The organism is Streptomyces sp. NPDC107538 (assembly GCF_055657445.1).
Genome location: NZ_JBVKAY010000001.1, coordinates 707,694 through 722,459 on the forward strand (window position 1 = coordinate 707,694; position 14,766 = coordinate 722,459).

15 protein-coding genes and 2 pseudogenes are annotated in these 14,766 nt (G+C 69.8%); 10 read left to right on the top strand and 7 right to left on the bottom strand.

What is annotated here, in order from left to right:
* Positions 1–35: 35 nt before the first annotated feature.
* Positions 36–528, top strand: a pseudogene (locus ACZ7MG_RS03085) (transposase family protein); the annotation flags it as partial.
* 326 nt (positions 529–854) lie between these two features.
* Here ACZ7MG_RS03085 and ACZ7MG_RS03090 read toward each other — a convergent pair.
* The 6 genes and pseudogenes from ACZ7MG_RS03090 to ACZ7MG_RS03115 all read right to left on the bottom strand — a co-directional run.
* Positions 855–2,114: a DUF3500 domain-containing protein gene (locus tag ACZ7MG_RS03090; protein WP_471395715.1), complete on the bottom strand. Its 1,260-nt coding sequence runs from the start codon at positions 2,112–2,114 to the stop codon at positions 855–857.
* Between the two features lie 423 nt (positions 2,115–2,537).
* Entirely contained in the window at positions 2,538–3,140 is a 603-nt protein-coding gene (locus tag ACZ7MG_RS03095; protein ID WP_471395716.1) for a hypothetical protein, read from the bottom strand.
* Positions 3,137–3,709 carry an RNA polymerase sigma factor gene (locus tag ACZ7MG_RS03100; protein ID WP_471395748.1) on the bottom strand — a complete coding sequence of 191 codons (573 nt, stop codon included), beginning with the start codon at positions 3,707–3,709 and terminating at the stop codon, positions 3,137–3,139. The genes ACZ7MG_RS03095 and ACZ7MG_RS03100 overlap by 4 nt, the downstream gene beginning before the upstream one ends.
* Before the next feature lie 13 nt (positions 3,710–3,722).
* Complete coding sequence (locus ACZ7MG_RS03105; protein WP_471395717.1) at positions 3,723–4,082, bottom strand: hypothetical protein; 360 nt, start codon at positions 4,080–4,082, stop codon at positions 3,723–3,725.
* A gap of 39 nt (positions 4,083–4,121) precedes the next feature.
* A complete protein-coding gene (locus tag ACZ7MG_RS03110; protein ID WP_471395750.1) occupies positions 4,122–4,244 on the bottom strand; it encodes a hypothetical protein in 123 nt (40 codons plus the stop codon).
* A gap of 131 nt (positions 4,245–4,375) precedes the next feature.
* Positions 4,376–4,735: pseudogene (locus ACZ7MG_RS03115) on the bottom strand (FAD-dependent oxidoreductase); the annotation flags it as partial.
* 119 nt (positions 4,736–4,854) lie between these two features.
* Between ACZ7MG_RS03115 and ACZ7MG_RS03120 the strand changes: the two are divergent.
* The 3 genes from ACZ7MG_RS03120 to ACZ7MG_RS03130 all read left to right on the top strand — a co-directional run bounded on the left by ACZ7MG_RS03120 (position 4,855) and on the right by ACZ7MG_RS03130 (position 8,027).
* A complete protein-coding gene (locus ACZ7MG_RS03120) occupies positions 4,855–5,529 on the top strand; it encodes a DUF485 domain-containing protein (RefSeq protein WP_471395718.1) in 675 nt (224 codons plus the stop codon).
* Entirely contained in the window at positions 5,526–7,103 is a 1,578-nt protein-coding gene (locus ACZ7MG_RS03125) for a sodium/solute symporter (RefSeq protein WP_471395719.1), read from the top strand. The genes ACZ7MG_RS03120 and ACZ7MG_RS03125 overlap by 4 nt, the downstream gene beginning before the upstream one ends.
* A gap of 312 nt (positions 7,104–7,415) precedes the next feature.
* Positions 7,416–8,027, top strand: a complete 612-nt coding sequence (locus ACZ7MG_RS03130; RefSeq protein WP_471395720.1) for a helix-turn-helix domain-containing protein — start codon at positions 7,416–7,418, stop codon at positions 8,025–8,027.
* A 17-nt stretch (positions 8,028–8,044) separates the two neighbouring features.
* Here the strand turns inward: ACZ7MG_RS03130 and ACZ7MG_RS03135 are convergent, their stop codons facing one another.
* Entirely contained in the window at positions 8,045–8,818 is a 774-nt protein-coding gene (locus tag ACZ7MG_RS03135) for an IclR family transcriptional regulator (protein WP_471395721.1), read from the bottom strand.
* A gap of 476 nt (positions 8,819–9,294) precedes the next feature.
* On the opposite strand from ACZ7MG_RS03135, the gene ACZ7MG_RS03140 reads away from it, so the two are divergent.
* From ACZ7MG_RS03140 to ACZ7MG_RS03165, 6 genes are all read left to right on the top strand, one after another.
* Positions 9,295–10,635: an aromatic ring-hydroxylating oxygenase subunit alpha gene (locus ACZ7MG_RS03140; protein ID WP_471395722.1), complete on the top strand. Its 1,341-nt coding sequence runs from the start codon at positions 9,295–9,297 to the stop codon at positions 10,633–10,635.
* Positions 10,635–10,997: a bifunctional 3-phenylpropionate/cinnamic acid dioxygenase ferredoxin subunit gene (locus ACZ7MG_RS03145; protein WP_471395723.1), complete on the top strand. Its 363-nt coding sequence runs from the start codon at positions 10,635–10,637 to the stop codon at positions 10,995–10,997. Before ACZ7MG_RS03140 ends, ACZ7MG_RS03145 begins: the two co-directional genes overlap by 1 nt.
* A complete protein-coding gene (locus ACZ7MG_RS03150) occupies positions 10,994–12,220 on the top strand; it encodes an NAD(P)/FAD-dependent oxidoreductase (RefSeq protein WP_471395724.1) in 1,227 nt (408 codons plus the stop codon). Before ACZ7MG_RS03145 ends, ACZ7MG_RS03150 begins: the two co-directional genes overlap by 4 nt.
* A gap of 127 nt (positions 12,221–12,347) precedes the next feature.
* Positions 12,348–12,914, top strand: coding sequence for a 3-phenylpropionate/cinnamic acid dioxygenase subunit beta (locus ACZ7MG_RS03155; RefSeq protein WP_471395725.1), 567 nt, complete (start codon positions 12,348–12,350; stop codon positions 12,912–12,914).
* Positions 12,915–12,985: 71 nt separating this feature from the next.
* Complete coding sequence (locus tag ACZ7MG_RS03160) at positions 12,986–13,852, top strand: alpha/beta fold hydrolase (protein ID WP_471395726.1); 867 nt, start codon at positions 12,986–12,988, stop codon at positions 13,850–13,852.
* A 2-nt stretch (positions 13,853–13,854) separates the two neighbouring features.
* Positions 13,855–14,712, top strand: coding sequence for an SDR family NAD(P)-dependent oxidoreductase (locus ACZ7MG_RS03165; protein ID WP_471395727.1), 858 nt, complete (start codon positions 13,855–13,857; stop codon positions 14,710–14,712).
* Positions 14,713–14,766 lie beyond the last annotated feature (54 nt).

Consider the following 14,766-nt stretch of genomic DNA (forward strand, 5'->3'; position numbering starts at 1 on the left):
CCGAACGCCTCACCACTGCCGTCTCTCAGCTCGGCGAGCCCGTCTCTGGCACGACCGAGGCGACAGACCGGTCGCGGATCGTGGACGGAACCTTGGTCCCGGTCCGCGACCGGAACGTCGGCTCATCGTCACGCAACTACCGGTTCTCGGCGAACGTGCAGGTCATCGTCGACGCCGGCACCCGCCTTGTGATCGCCGCCGCCCACCCGATGCCGGGCACCGCCGCGGACGCGCACGCCTGGAGGGTCTCCGGGCTGAGCGAACAGCGCCAGGACGTGGCTGTCGTGGGCGACGGCGCCTACCTCAACTGCGGGATGGTCGTACCGCACCGCAAACGCCCTCACCGGCCCCTGCTGCCGGGCGAGGAGGACGACAGCGCCGCCCACCGCAAGGTCCGCGTCCGGGGGGCATGTGATCGGCCGGATGAAGAACTACAAGATCCTCCGCGACTGCCGCCGGCGCGGCGACGGCCTCCACCACGCGGTCCAGGCCGTCACCCACATGCACAACCTCGCACTCGCATCATGACCACAAGACCGCGATCACAGGCCCTGACCTGCCCGAACACAGCCGGGGCCGTTCTGCGCAGCTGCGTCAGTTCGATGCCGAGGTTGAAGTCCAGCAATGTGGTCACGAGCTACCCGCGGTCGTAACCGAGTTCACCGATGAGGGAGGCGAACGCCGAGCCGTGGACGAGCCCGGAACCGGCGGCGATGGACGCCTCCCCGCGTGCCACCAGGGGCGCACGGCATGAACCGCGGACACCGCGGTGGAGAAGGCGAGACTCGGCGCAGTCGCGACCGCGCTTCGGCATCAGGGGCGTCGGCACGGCGGTTGCGGAGCTGCCGTACGGCTCAGTGGTCGTTCTCCAGGTGCAGCTTGAGCAGGTCCACGCCGTAGTCGCCCCCGTTGGGGGTGCGGATGATGGTGTGGATGTGCTGCTGTGTGGGCGTGCCCCCCGGGCCGCCCATGCCCCCATTGCCGCCGCTGCTTGACTTGTTGCCGTAGGCGAGAGGGGACTGGGCGTCGTATTCGATGAGCACCACCGGGCTGTGCACACGGTAGTAGAAGGCCGAGGAGTCCTTCGCCGCGCCGATCCAGTAGAAGTACGTGTCGTCGAGGTGCTCCTCCACCTCCTTCATTTTCACGTCGGCGTGCCCGTCGTCCATGTTCCCGACGTAGACGCGCACCAGGTCGAGCAGGTTGTCGCGCTGGGCGTCGGTCCAGTCGGCGGCGGCCAGGCCCTGGTGTGCCAGCTTGAGGTTGTCCTGACCGGCTCCGGCCTTCAGGTTGTCGCCGGCCTTGGACTCGGAGGAGATCACCTTCTTGCGCTGGGTGTCGGTGAGGGAGCGCAGCACGGTGAGACCCGCCGTGGTCTCCTTCTTGAACGTGGTGATCTTCTCGCCCTTGTAGGTGGCGGAGGTCGGCTCGGAGCCCATGAACGTGGGCGTCATCACGACCTGGTCCCCGAGCACGAAGTAGTTGATGGCCAGGTGGTGGCCCTCGTACTGGAAGCCCCACGGCTTTGTGGTGGACGGGGTGCCCATGAAGGTGAAGAAGTACGCGCCCTCGGTGAGGGTGTCCTTGTTGCCGCCGTTGTAGTCGCCCAGGAACGCATTGAGTTTCATGATGTTGCGGGTCTGGGCCAGCCCCTCGGCGGACAGGGCAGTGCCGAGCAGCGCGTAGCCGAGGCTGCGCTGCTTCTCGGTGAGATCGCCCATGCGGGCGCCCTGGCGCTGGTAGCCGTCGACGTTGCTCCAGGCCAGCCACTCGTCGTCGTCGACGTCGAAGACGGACGCCTTGCGCTCCTTGGTGGTGAGTCCGTCCAGGAAGGACTGCGCGGCCTTGACCACCTTGTCGGTGGAGACGTCGGTGGAGTGGATCGTGTACAGGTCGTCGATGACCTTGCCGTCGGTGGTGACGCCCGTGAAGTCGGCGTACTTGACCTCACTGGCGCCAGGGCCCATGCCTCCGGCTCCGCCGGACGGCATGCCGCTCGGCGCGCCAGCGGCCGCGGAGGACGAGGACGAGCCCGCTGAGTCGGAGGAGCTCGAGCTGCAGCCGGTCATGGTCGCCACCGCGGCAACGCCGCCGGCAAGCAGCGCCTTGTTCATGAACCAACGACGGCTGCGCTCAGCTTCGGGAGTACGAGGAGTGTGTCCGTGCATGTGCCCAACTTCCAGGGCAGACCTGAGACATCTCCATGGCTCGCCTGTCGGCGCACTGTGAACACCCCAAGCCTGGCCCGACTCCCCGGTCGCCCCAGCGCCGAACTGCACTCACCGCGCTCGACAGGACCGTTCCCGAGACAGCGGGCGTGAGTCGGTTCGGACGGGAGCCGGTTCGGACGGGCACTGAAGACGTCCGGCAGGGGAAAGGCAGCACCGCGGGCACCGCCTTCCCACTCGGGTGACCGCTGACCCGCACATCGATCACCTGGCTCTGCGCCGGGGCCGGCCGAACCCGCCCGGGGGCGGCCGCAGTAGTGGCTCCGGGCGCCCTCGACCGTCAGCGCGCATGTGTCAGCCGGCCGGTGGTCACGATGCCGGATACGCCTGGTTGTAGAGGCTCCGCAGTTTGGTGGTGGCCTCGGCGTCGCCGTAGCACGGCGGAATCTTGCCGTCCTCGGCGTGGACGAGGTAGGTCTCACCGACGGTGAACTCCTGCCCGAAGGACTCCGCCTCGCCGTCCTGGCTGTTGTCGATCCGGACGGTGGAGGTGTCTGTGCCGCGGTACCAGTGGTCGACCCGCAGGCTGACCTGGTCGCCCTTCACGGAGGTGACCGTGCCCTCGAAGGCGGTCGTGTACTGGTGCAGGGTCGCGACGTCCAGCTCAGCGCACATGGTCATGGCGTCGCTCTTCTGGACGGTCAGGGTCAGCCCGGCGGCGGTGGCCGGCGGGGTGTCACCGCTGTGCGTGACTCCCCAGACGGCGGTGCCGCCGATCAGCAGGGCAGCGGCTGCCGCGGCGAGCATCAGGGTGCGGCGGCGGGATCCGGTCGTAGAGCCGTGCGGGGTGCGGGTCGTGGTGTCGGCGGTCATGGCGGCCTCCAGAAGACGGTTGAGATCGGGGGCAGGAGCCTTGGAGGTCAGCGCCGGGTCCGTGGCCTTCAGCCGGGCCAGCAGTTCGTCGTCGTTCACCGGTTGCTCCTTCCTTCAGCCGTCTCATGTCCGCTCTGGTCGGCATTCTTTCGGTCGAGCAGAGCGGCGAGTTTCTTCTTCGCCCGGTGCAGCCGGATGCTGACGGCGTTGGGGGTCAGCCGGGTCACCTCCGCGATCCCGCGCGGCGTCAGGCCCTCCCACGCCCAGAGCATCACCACCTCGCGGTCCAGGGCGTTGAGCGTGCCGAGTGCGGCGTGCAGTTCCGGGTGATCGGCTTCCCCAAGCCCCGGCGCCGACGATGCCGTACGGGTCAGCCGTTCCACCAGCCGCAGCCGACGCCCCTGCGCCCGGCGGGCGTTGGACAGACAGCCGCGTGCGACGCCGTAGCACCAGGGCAGCACCTCGTCGGCGTCGACAGGCGGCCCCTCTCCGAGGCCGGGCACATCGTCGAGTCGGCGCCACAGGACGAGCATCGTCTCCGCGAGAACGTCATCGACCGCGTCCGCATCCGCCCGGCGCACCAGATATCGGTGCAGCGGTACGGCGACCGCGCGCGCCAGCGCCTCGAAGCGGGCCTCTCGGGCCCGGGCAAGCTCCTGCTCCAGCATGGATTCCACGCCTTCACCTGTCCGGCAGCAGCGGGATCCTTTCACCGCCGCGCGAACGTCGTCGCCATGCCCACACTGACGCCGAAACCGCCGGGGATTCCCGCACGGGCACCGGCTCCGGTCCGCTGGTCGATGCTCTCGGCGAGCGGTCGCAGCGCGCGGGGCGAGAGGCGGTCGGTAACAGTTTGCGCTGTTCGGTCTGCGCGGGCGGGTCCAGGTTGTGCCCGTAGCGGGAGATGAACCACAGGTCGTGTCGGCTGAGGTAGACGGCCGGGCCCAGGCCGCGCAGTGCCTTGTACTGGGGACAGGGGCCGGCGAGGGCCTCGTCGCTGAAGAGATCGAGGTCGGAGGTGAGAGGTGTCGTGGTGGTCATGGCGATCTCCTTCGATCGTCAGGGGCCGGTGGGGAGGTGTCAGGCGGCCAGCGCGCGCAAGCGGCCGACCGGGACGCGGTGGTTGAGGGCGGCGGCCACGGGGCGTTCGGGGTGGTCCCGGCGCAGTAGGGCGCAGCGGTCGGGCGGCGAGCCTTTGAGCATGGTCGGTTCCCCGGCAGCGGGCAGGTTTCCGGCGAGCTTGACGGCCAGACCGAACGCCTCGGTCCAGAAGTACGGTTGAGGGGTGTACGGCGGTGCAGCAGAGCTGTGACGCCCGCCCTTGCCTGGCCGATCGCCGCGTCCCAGTGCGGGGTGCGGCAAAAGCGGCCGTCACCGGTGGGAAAGGCGGCGACGTCCCCGACGGCGACGATGTCCGGTGCGCCGGCCCGGCATCGCTCATCGACGGCGACCCCGCCCAGCAGGGTGAGCCCCGAGCACTGAAGCCACTCGATGTCGGGGCGGCAGCCGACGGCGGTGACCACGAGGTCGGCCTCCAGGCGGCTGCCGCCGGCCAGTTGGGCGCCGTACGGCATCGGGGTCACACCGTCCGGGCACACGACGGCCGGCGCCCGCCACGCCGCCCGGATACGGACCCGTGCACCAAGAATCAGGCGGCACCTGCGGCGTCCCCAGGACCCACCCGGATCTGCCATCTGCCCTTTCTCTTTTGCAGCAAGTCCATGTGCCGTGTGGCGGTACGCGGGCTGTGAGGTGTCGGGCGCCTGCTGTGTGATGTGTGGCGTCCACACACCCAACCATCGAAGAGCCGCTCATGAACCTGCGCAAGAGCCATTCCCACGATGTTCGCCGACCACAAGCAACGCCCAGTTCACGACAGACCCCTCACCCGCAGGACTTCTTACAGGACCCGCTCGTCGCCGTCCTCCTGTACCTCAGCCATCTCGATCACGAACGCTTGCATTCCGAGGAGGAGATGAGCCGGGCGATCTACGACTGCCACCGGTCGTACGGCAGCGCGGTCGACCTGTGCACCTGGTATCGGCAGTCATTGAGCGCAAGACAGGCCGCGCATGCCGCGGCCGTCGTCCGGAAGCGGCGGGAATGGGCCCTGAACATCGCCGCCCACCTGGCTCACCGCTATCCCTACGGTCGCTCCCTGCCCTGGTGCTCGGGCGTCACGCTGTCCGATGCCTTCCGACCGGTGGATGCGGACCGCAGGATACGGGGCGCGCGCCGCCGCGCGTTCCTCGTCGCAGCTCCCGTCATCGGGTTGTACCTGGGGATCAGCTGCCTGGGAGAGGCAGCCAACAATCTCATGGCCATGCGAGTTGTGGGCCCGTTGAACGTGGGTCTCCTGCTCGGTCTGGTCCAACTCGTCGCCGTCGCGGCATGGGTTCAGTGGTACGCCCGGTACTGCCGAACCTCGATCGACCCTCTCGTCGAGAGCCCGGTGACGCCCGGCGAGCGACTGGAGCACCAGCCATGACCGGTACCTACGTCACAGCCGATCTGCCGGTCTTCTTCGTCTTCCTCGTCTGCGCCTTGTTCCTGGTGATGTGGGCCGGACCTCAGCGGGGGACGGTGACGGAGTTTTTCGTCAGCGACGGCCTTCTGAAGCCCGCCCACAACGGAGTCGCACTGTTCGGGGACGTGATGTCCGCGGCAGCCCTGCTGGGCAGCCCCGGTCTGATCGCGCTGACCGGTTACGACGGCACACTCTCCGTGCTCGGGCCGGCCGTCTCATGGATCGTCATCCTCCTCCTGGTCACCGAGCGCTACCACAGCACCAGTGAGTTCACCATCGGTGACCGCCTTGCGCGGCGTCTGCGGTCCCGACCGGTGCACCTCGCGGCGGGTGTCGCGACGCTCGTCGTCTGCTTGCTGTACCTGATCGCTCAACTCGTCGGCGCGAGTGCGCTCACGGTGGGCATCCTGGGCCCGGCCGGACGGGGCATGGAAGGGGCGGTGTCCGCTGGTCTTGGCGCGCTCATGGTCCTCTACGTGGTCCTGGGAGGGATGCGGGCGGCCACGCTGGTCCAGACGGTCAAGGCGGTTCTGCTCCTGGGCGGCGGTATCGCCCTGGCGGCGCTGGTGCTGGCCAGGTTCGACTTCGACCCGGGCGCGCTACTGACGGCGGCCGCCAAGGGGAGTGGCCACGGCGACGATTTCCTGAGCCCGGGACTCCGCTTCGGTGGTGGAGGGACGAAACTGGACTCCCTGAGCGAGCAGCTGGCTCTGCTGATCGGAGCCGCCGGTCTGCCCCACCTGCTGATGCGGATCAGTACCGTGTCCACCCCGAGCGGCGCCCGTCGATCGGTCCAGTACGCGGCACTGTTGACGGTCGTGTTCTATCTCGCCGCCCTCGTGCTCGGCTTCGGGGCCGCGGCACTCGTCGGCACACAGGCGATCGCGGGGGACAACCCCTCCGGCAACACGGCGGTGCTCCTCCTCGCGGCGCACCTCGGTGGCTCACTCCTGCTCACCTTTGTCGCCTGTCTGACCTTCGCGACCGTCCTGGCCGTCGTCGCGGGCGTCACGCTCGCCGCTGCGACCTCGCTGGCCCACGACATCTACGGCGCCTTCCTCACCCAAGGGACGGCATCCGGGCAGCAGGAACTGGTCGTCGCGCGTGCGGCGGCCGTGGCGGTCGGTACGACCGCCACGCTGCTGGCCGTGTTCGCGCGCAGCCTCAATGTCTCGTTCCTCATCGGACTGGCGTTCGCCGTGGCCGCCTCGGCGATCGTTCCCGCGCTGCTGTACAGCATGTTCTGGAAGAACTTCACCACCTGGGGCGCGACGTGGAGCATCTACGGCGGTCTGCTCACCTCTGTGTTGCTGGTGGGGCTGTCGCCCCAGGTGTCCGGGAGCGCGACCGCTCTGCTGCCGCAGCTGGACTTCTCGGTGTTCCCTCTGCGTAACCCAGCGCTCGTTGCGATACCGGTCGGGTTCCTCCTGGGCTGGCTCGGCTCGGTACTCCCCGGATCGTCCGGGCGAACACATGCCTCACCGAGTCCGCACACCGTCCCGGAAGGGCCCGGTACGTCCGCGGTCCGCCCTTGAGTGTGACCGCCTTGGGCCGGGCGAGACCGTCGGGAAGCTCGGCACGGCGTGGCCAAGTACCGGTGACACCGGTCGTGGCGGGACGGCAGTCATGAGGCTCTGGTGCCCCGTGGCCCGAGCGGGGCGCGTGACCGTCCGTCGCCGCGCTGTGAGAGAAGCTCGCCGGGCATCCTTTATCTCACGCCCTACGTCAACTGACCTCCGAGCGTGCATGGCTGACGGCTTCGTAGCCGGCGTTGGCCCGGTCCTCGACGATCCGAAGTTCGGTACAGGACAAGCTGAGCAGGGCCGTAGCCCGTTTAGAGTGGTGTGGTGTCCTCAGGAAATGCCGTCGTCGCGCGCAATGTGCGCCTTCTCAGAGAGCAGCGAGGTCTGTCCCTGGCCAGGCTGGCCCGGGAGGCGGGCCTCGCCAAACAGACGTTGTCCAATCTGGAACAAGGCACCGGCAATCCCACCGTGGATACGTTGTTCTCGATCGCGACGGCGCTGGGGGTGCCGGTGACGAGGCTCGTGGCCGAGCCCGAGCAGGTGATGACCGTTCAGCGCGGGGCTGACGTGGTGTGGAAGGAACACGAGGGGTTGGAGACCCGGGCCCTGGACCATGTGTACGGCTCGGGTGTCATCGAGAACTATCTCGTACGTGTCGGCCCCGACCGGGACGGTGTGGAAAAGCCGATCGAGCCGCACCCGGTGGGCACGCTGGAGCATCTGTATGTGATCCGTGGCCGGGTGCGGGTGGGCCCGGCCGACAGCCCGGTGGAGTTGGACGCCGGTGACTTCGTGCGCTACCCGGGCGACCGGCCGCACGTGTACCAGTCACTGGAGGGGGAGAGCCTGGTGCACATCGTGGTGAGCGTGCCGCGGGTGCAGCCGGGCACAGGGAGCGCGAAAGCGCAGCGGACCCACGGCGGCCACGCGCACTGAGCCGCGTACCGACCGGGTCAGAGAACAGGCGCGTCACCGTGGCTCGACGCCGCGTGCCGCTGGGCCCTCGCGGCCGCGTTGATCGCCCGCGCCGCCTCGTAGGCCACACGGCGCAGGGCGGGAGCGAAGCGGGCCCGGTCGAAGCGGTGGTCGGCCCCGGCCACGGAGAGGGCCGCGACCGGTCGGCCCGCGGGTCCCATGACCGGCACAGCGACACAGGTCAGGCCGAGGGTGGCCTCCTGCTGGTCGTAGGCGATGCCGTCCCGCCGGATCCGCTGCAGTTCGGTGCGGAGGACATCCGGGTCGGTGATCGTGTGCTCGGTGAGCTTCGGCAGCCCCGCGGCGATGGCCGCTTCCGTGGCGTCGTGGTCGAAGGCCAGCAGAGCTTTGCCGACGGCCGTGCAGTACGCGGGCAGCCGGGCGCCGATGCGTGAGGGGGAGCGGGTGGCGCGGTGCCCGTGGATCTTGTTGACATACACGATGTCGGTGTCGTGCAGCACCGCGAGGTGAACGGTCTCCTGGGTCAGTACGTACAGGTCCGCGAGATGGGGCAGCAGCCGCTCGCGCAGCAGCAGGGAGGTAGGGCCGTACACCCGGGTGCCGATGTCGAAGAGCTGGGCGCCCAAGCGGTAGTCGCTGCCGACCCGTTCGACGAGGTCGTTGCGCTGGAGGATGCCCAACAGCCGGAACGCGGTCGACTTGGTGAGACGGGTGCGGCGGGCCAACTCGCTCACACCGATCTCCCGGTCCTGTTCGGCGAGCGACTTGAGCAGGACGAGTGCCTTGTCCACAGCGGTCCGCTGATCCGGCGAGGCCGTCGGCACCCGGGGGTGTGAACCGTCTGTGGGCGAAGGGTCGGCGAGTGAGCTCTCGATGGATTGGGGCCTGGGGGAGGGCAGTGACATGGCGGGCTCCCGGAGCTGTACGGAAACGACCATCAAGATGGACGCGCGTCCAATGTAGAGGCCCCTTTGCGTGTTGTAAACGGGCGTGGACAGTGCGTCGACACCGGCTGTCGGTGTGCCACATCGCGGCACGTGGGCTGGGCCGGGCCCGCACGTCCGGCGTCTTCTGGGCGCATGCACCCACTCGAAACCGTCGTGCCGACGCTCCGCTCAGCAGCCCGTGTGCCTCGACACAAAAGCTCGGTGCGACCCGGGGTGTCGGGTGGCGTGCCAGTCTCGCGCCGACGACCCGGACACGGACAGGCACTCGCACCGCCCGTCCGTCCGGCCCTCGCCCGGACCCGCGCCGAGGAGACCCAGCGATGACCTCCCCTCCGGTACGGCCCCGGGACCGCCTCGCCGGGGTGTCGCGCCCCTCCGTCGACGTGAGCGCGTACTTCGACCTCGATCACGGCCTGATCGACCGCACGATCTTCAGCGACCCCGCCCTGTACCAGCAGGAGCTGCGCAGGGTCTTCGCGCCGAGCTGGCTGTTCCTCGCCCATGACAGTCAGTTCAAGAAGCCCGGCGACTTCTTCACCACGTACATGGGCGAGGACCCCGTCATCGTCGCGATGGGCCGGGACCGGAAGCTGCGGGCGTTCCTCAACGCCTGCCGGCACCGCGGGATGCGGGTCTGCCGGGCCGACGCGGGCGCGACCAAGGCGTTCACCTGCAGCTACCACGGCTGGTCGTACGACACCTCGGGCAAGCTCGTCAACGTACCCAACCAGGGTGACTATCCGGACCACTTCGAGCAGGACCGGTGGGGACTGGTCGAGGTCGCGCAGCTCGACACGTACAAGGGACTCGTCTTCGCCACCTGGAATCCCGAGGCACCGCCGCTCGTCGAGGCGCTGGGCGGGATGACCTGGTACATGGACGCGATGCTGGACCGCGACCCGGAGGGCACCGAGGTCGTCGGCGGGGTGCACAAGTGGGTGCTGGAAGGCAACTGGAAGCTGGCGGCAGAGCAGTTCGCCTCTGACTGGTACCACGTCAACATCTCGCACGCCTCCGCGCTGATGGTCATGTCGCCGACCGGCAAGGGACCCAAGGCGGAGATCGTGCAGACCCCGGGACGGCAGTACGCCGATCCGCTCGGGCACGGCCACGGCTTCCCCACCCACCCCAAGAGCCGCTTCGACGACCGCATCGTGCACGCCCACTACGACTACGAGGCGCTGCGCGCGCGACTTGGCGACGCCCGGGTCGAAGGGCCGATGACCACCGGGCACGCCACCGTCTTCCCCAACTTCTCCTACCTCCCGGTCAACGGCTCCATCCGGGTCTGGCACCCCAAGGGCCCGGACCGGATGGAGGTCTGGGCCTGGACGCTCGTCGACCGGTCCATGCCGGACGAGGTGAAGAACGCCCAACGGCTCTACAACCTGCGCACGTTCGGACCCACCGGCATCTTCGAACAGGACGACGGCGAGAACTGGAGCGAGTGCCAGGCCACGGCCCATGGGTTCGTCTCCGGCTCGATGACCCTCAACTACCAGATGGGCCTGGGGCTGGAGACCGAGGACGGTGTCCACCCGGGCACCACCGGCCGCCTGTACACCGACGGTTCCGCCCGAGGCCTCTACGCCCGCTGGCGCGACCTGATGAACATGCCCGCCTGGCACGAGAAGTCCGAGAGCGACGAGAAGGACACCTGATGAGCACGAACACGAGCGGCACCGCCGTGCGCGTCGCCACCGTCGGCGACATCGAGGACGGCGAAGCGCTGAAGGTGCCCACCGAGATGAGCGGTCACGGCGAGGCCATCGCCGTCTTCCATGACGGCGGCGCCTACTACGCCCTCGACGACACCTGCTCGCACGGCCAGGCGTCCCTGTCCGAGGGCTGGATCGAGGACGGCGAGGTCGAGTGCCCGCTGCACAGTGCCCGCTTCTGTCTGAAGTCGGGCGAGCCGCAGTGCATGCCCGCCACCCTCGCCGTGCGCACCCACCACGTCGAGGTCCGCGACGGCGCCATCTGGCTCACTTCGGGTCGGCCCGACGAGAGGGCCGCCGAATGAGTCCGCCGCCGTCCCCACCCCGGCGGATCGCCGTCGTCGGCGCGGGCCTGGCCGCCGTCTCCACCTGCGATGCGCTGCGCGCCCAGGGATACGACGGGGAACTCGTCCTGTACTCCGCCGAGCACGGCCTGCCGTACGATCGACCGCCGCTCAGCAAGGACGTCCTGCTCGGCAAGGCCCGGCGCGCGGACATCCTGCTGCGGCCCGAACAGTGGTACGAGGAGCAGCGCGTCCAGGTGCGTGAGGGTGCCTGGGTCCGCGCGATCCTGGCCCACTCGGGCGGCGTGGAACTGGCCGACGACACGATCGCCGAGGCCGACCGGATCGTGCTGGCAACGGGAGGCACGCCGCGCCCGCTGCCGGTGCCCGGTGGCGACGACCCGGCGGTCCATCGGCTGCGTACATGGGAGGACGCCGAACGCCTGCGGGAACGGCTGCTGCCCGGTGCCCGGGTGATCGTCGTCGGCGCCGGCCTGATCGGCGCCGAGACTGCCGCCGTCGCCTCGGCCCTCGGCTGCCGCGTCACCCTCGTCGACCCCGTGCCGGTGCCGCTGGCGGCGGTCGTCGGCGGCGACATCGCGGGTGCCCTGCACAACAGGCACACCTCCGAGGCCGTCGAGGTGGTCACCGCCGGGGTCGCACGCGTCGAACGGAGCCCCCGAGGTCTCCGCGTACGCCTCACCGGGGACGGCGGCACTCTGGACGCCGACACGCTGGTGGTCGGCATCGGAATCCGCCCGGCCACCGAGGCGGCCGAGGCGGCCGGGCTGCGCGTCGACAACGGCGTCGTCGTCCACCCCGGGCAGCGTACGTCCCACCCGAACGTCTACGCCGTCGGCGACGTGGCCCGCCCGGACGGCCACCGGGTGCGGCACGAGCACTGGGAGGCCGCCCAGCGGGACGGTGCGGCCGCCGCACTGGGCATCCTGGGCCGCCCGGTGCCGGACGCGGGCGCGTCCTGGTTCTGGTCCGACCGGTACGGCTCGCGCTTGGAGGCGGTCGGCACCATGGCTGACGCCGGGCGGCAGGTCCTGCGCGGCGACCCGCACAGCGGTGCGTTCACCGCCTTCGGCCTGCGCGGTGACCGCCTGGTCGCGGCCGCCGCCATCGACCGCGCCCGGGACATCAAGGCCGCCCGGCGTCTCATCGACCGAGGGGTCCCGCTGTCCGCCGCGGAACTGGCCGACGAGGACACCGACCTACGGACCCTGCTCAAGCGATGACCCTCCGAGGCCCTTCGCCTGTCCGATCCCCGCGCGCGTGTGCCGCCCCACGGCACACGCGATCCCCGCGCCCCGTACTCCGCGCTGCAATGCACGTAAGCAGCGAGGCCCGCAGGAGGAACCACTCATGAGCACGCACGCGCCGGAGCAGGCGGTCCCCGGGACGGAGACGGTGTCCGACGCCGACGTCCGGCTGCATGTCGAAGTGCAGCGACTGTACGCCCACGAGGCGCAGTTGCTCGACCAGCACCGCTACGCGGACTGGCTGGAGCTGTTCGCGGAGGATCTGCACTACTGGGCGCCGGTGCGCACCAACCGGCTGCGGCGCCAGCAGGCGCTGGCCGACGGGGCGCCGGGCGAGGTGGCGATCTTCGACGAGACCAAGGCGAGTCTGGCCTGGCGGATCCGCCGCTTCGACTCGGGCATGGCCTGGGCCGAGGACCCGCCGTCCAGGTCCCGGCACCTGATCACCAACGTCATGGTCCGGACCGCCGACGAACCGGGGGAGTACGTCGCCGAGTCGGCCTTCCTCTGCTACCGCAACCGCCTGGAACGCGAGGTCGACCTCTATGCCGGCGGCCGTACCGACCTGCTGCGCCGCGACCCGGACGACGGGCGGCTGCTGATCGCCCGCCGCACGATCCTGCTCGACCAGAACGTCCTGCTCGCCAAGAACATCAGCACGTTCCTCTGACGCCGCACAGCCGAACGCCGGACAGTCGGATGTACGAACAGCCGGATGAACGAACCACCGGGAGACCCCTCGTGAGCACAGACCAGACCGAAGAGCCGAAGCTCGTCGAGCACACCGTGCGGACCACGCTCGGATCCGTCGCGGTCAGCGAGACCGGCGAAGGACCGGCGCTGGTGATGCTGCACGGCGGCGGCCCCGGCGCGAGCGCGGTCGCCAACTATCGGCAGAACCTGCCCGCCCTCGCCCCCCGCTTCCGCGTGATCCTGCCCGACCAGCCGGGCTTCGGCGGCAGCTACCGGCCCACTGCGGCGGACCTCGACGCCCGCAGCATCACCGAGATCACCGTCGACGCGCTGCTGCAGACCCTGGACGACCTCGGCATCGACCGCTTCCACCTGCTCGGCAACAGCCTCGGCGGCGCCGCGGCCATCGCCACCGCGCTCGAAGTCCCCGAGCGCGTCGAGAAGCTGGTGCTGATGGCACCCGGCGGCGGCTGGCTGCCCTTCGGCCCCACCCCGACCGAGGGACAGAAGGCCATGTTCCGCTACTACCACGGCGAGGGCCCGACGCTGAAGAAGATGCGGGACTTCATCGGTGTGATGACCGCCGAGCCCAAACGCTGGGCGGACACCGCCCAGGCCCGCTACGAGGCCTCCCTCGACGAGTCCCACATCGCCTTCTACCACGCCTACAACGCGGCCTTCGCCAAACGGCGCGGCATGGACCCGCTCTGGCAGCGCGTCCACCGGATCAAGGCCCCCACCCTCCTGCTCTGGGGCCGCGACGACCGCACCATCACCCTGGACGGCGCACAGCTGATGCTCAAGCAGATCCGTGATGTCCAACTGCATGTGTTCGGCGGCTGCGGCCACTGGGTGCAGCTGGAGCGCCGGGCCGAGTTCGAGCGCCTGGTCACCGACTTCATCGAGGGAGCCTGACCATGGGCAGGGGCTGGCTGGAGAACGACGTCGCGCTGATCACCGGCGGGGGCTCCGGCATCGGCCGCGCCGTCGCCCTGCGCTACCTCGCCGAGGGCGCCCGCGTCGCGGTGTTCGGCCGTACCGCCGCGCAACTGGAGGAGGTGGTGCGCGCCGCCGGTGAACTGGGCGACCGGGTACTGCCCCTCACCGGCGACGTGCGAAGCCCGGACGATCTGCATCGGGCGGTGGAGACCACCGTCGAACGGCTCGGCAAGCTCGACATCCTGGTCCCGAACGCCGGGATCTGGGACTACCACCGCAGCGTGACCCGGCTGTCGGGCAAGGAACTGTCCGCGGCCTTCGACGAGATCTTCGCGATCAACGTCAAGGGGTACGCACTGGCCGTGGAGGCCGCCTGGCGGGACCTGGTCGCCTCGCGCGGCAGCATCGTGATGACGCTGTCGAACGCCTCCCTGCACACCGACGGCGGCGGCTCCCTCTACACCGCCAGCAAGCACGCCTGCCTCGGCCTGCTGCGCCAGTTCGCCTTCGAACTCGCGCCGAGAGTCCGCGTCAACGGGGTCGCCGTCGGGGGCATGCGCACCCAGCTGCGCGGCCCCGAGAGCCTCGGCCTGAACCACCGTACGCTCGCCGCGTCCTTCGCCAGGAACGAGCAGGCCCAGGCACGCTCCGGCGAGAAGCCACCGTCGCTGATCCCGTTGTACGACTCCAGCGTTGAACCGGAGGACTTCACCGGTCCGTACGTCCTGCTGGCATCCCGCACCGACAGCGGTACCGTCACCGGTGCCGTGATCCCCGCCGACGGCGGCATCGCCGTACGCGGCTTCCGCGCCCCCGCCGGCGGCGCGGGCCTTTGACCACACCCCCGCACGCCCTGCCTGAACGACCTGCCCGACAGCCATTGAAGGAGC

Excerpts from the sequence above, each read along its gene's own strand:
- ACZ7MG_RS03145 (WP_471395723.1), top strand. The coding sequence starts at position 10,635 with ATGAGCACGAACACGAGCGGCACCGCCGTGCGCGTCGCCACCGTCGGC.
- ACZ7MG_RS03110 (WP_471395750.1), bottom strand. The coding sequence starts at position 4,244 with ATGCTCAAAGGCTCGCCGCCCGACCGCTGCGCCCTACTGCGCCGGGAC.
- ACZ7MG_RS03105 (WP_471395717.1), bottom strand. The coding sequence starts at position 4,082 with ATGACCACCACGACACCTCTCACCTCCGACCTCGATCTCTTCAGCGAC.
- ACZ7MG_RS03125 (WP_471395719.1), top strand. The coding sequence starts at position 5,526 with ATGACCGGTACCTACGTCACAGCCGATCTGCCGGTCTTCTTCGTCTTC.
- ACZ7MG_RS03120 (WP_471395718.1), top strand. The coding sequence starts at position 4,855 with ATGAACCTGCGCAAGAGCCATTCCCACGATGTTCGCCGACCACAAGCA.
- ACZ7MG_RS03150 (WP_471395724.1), top strand. The coding sequence starts at position 10,994 with ATGAGTCCGCCGCCGTCCCCACCCCGGCGGATCGCCGTCGTCGGCGCG.
- ACZ7MG_RS03100 (WP_471395748.1), bottom strand. The coding sequence starts at position 3,709 with ATGCTGGAGCAGGAGCTTGCCCGGGCCCGAGAGGCCCGCTTCGAGGCG.
- ACZ7MG_RS03155 (WP_471395725.1), top strand. The coding sequence starts at position 12,348 with ATGAGCACGCACGCGCCGGAGCAGGCGGTCCCCGGGACGGAGACGGTG.
- ACZ7MG_RS03090 (WP_471395715.1), bottom strand. The coding sequence starts at position 2,114 with ATGAACAAGGCGCTGCTTGCCGGCGGCGTTGCCGCGGTGGCGACCATG.
- ACZ7MG_RS03165 (WP_471395727.1), top strand. The coding sequence starts at position 13,855 with ATGGGCAGGGGCTGGCTGGAGAACGACGTCGCGCTGATCACCGGCGGG.
- ACZ7MG_RS03140 (WP_471395722.1), top strand. The coding sequence starts at position 9,295 with ATGACCTCCCCTCCGGTACGGCCCCGGGACCGCCTCGCCGGGGTGTCG.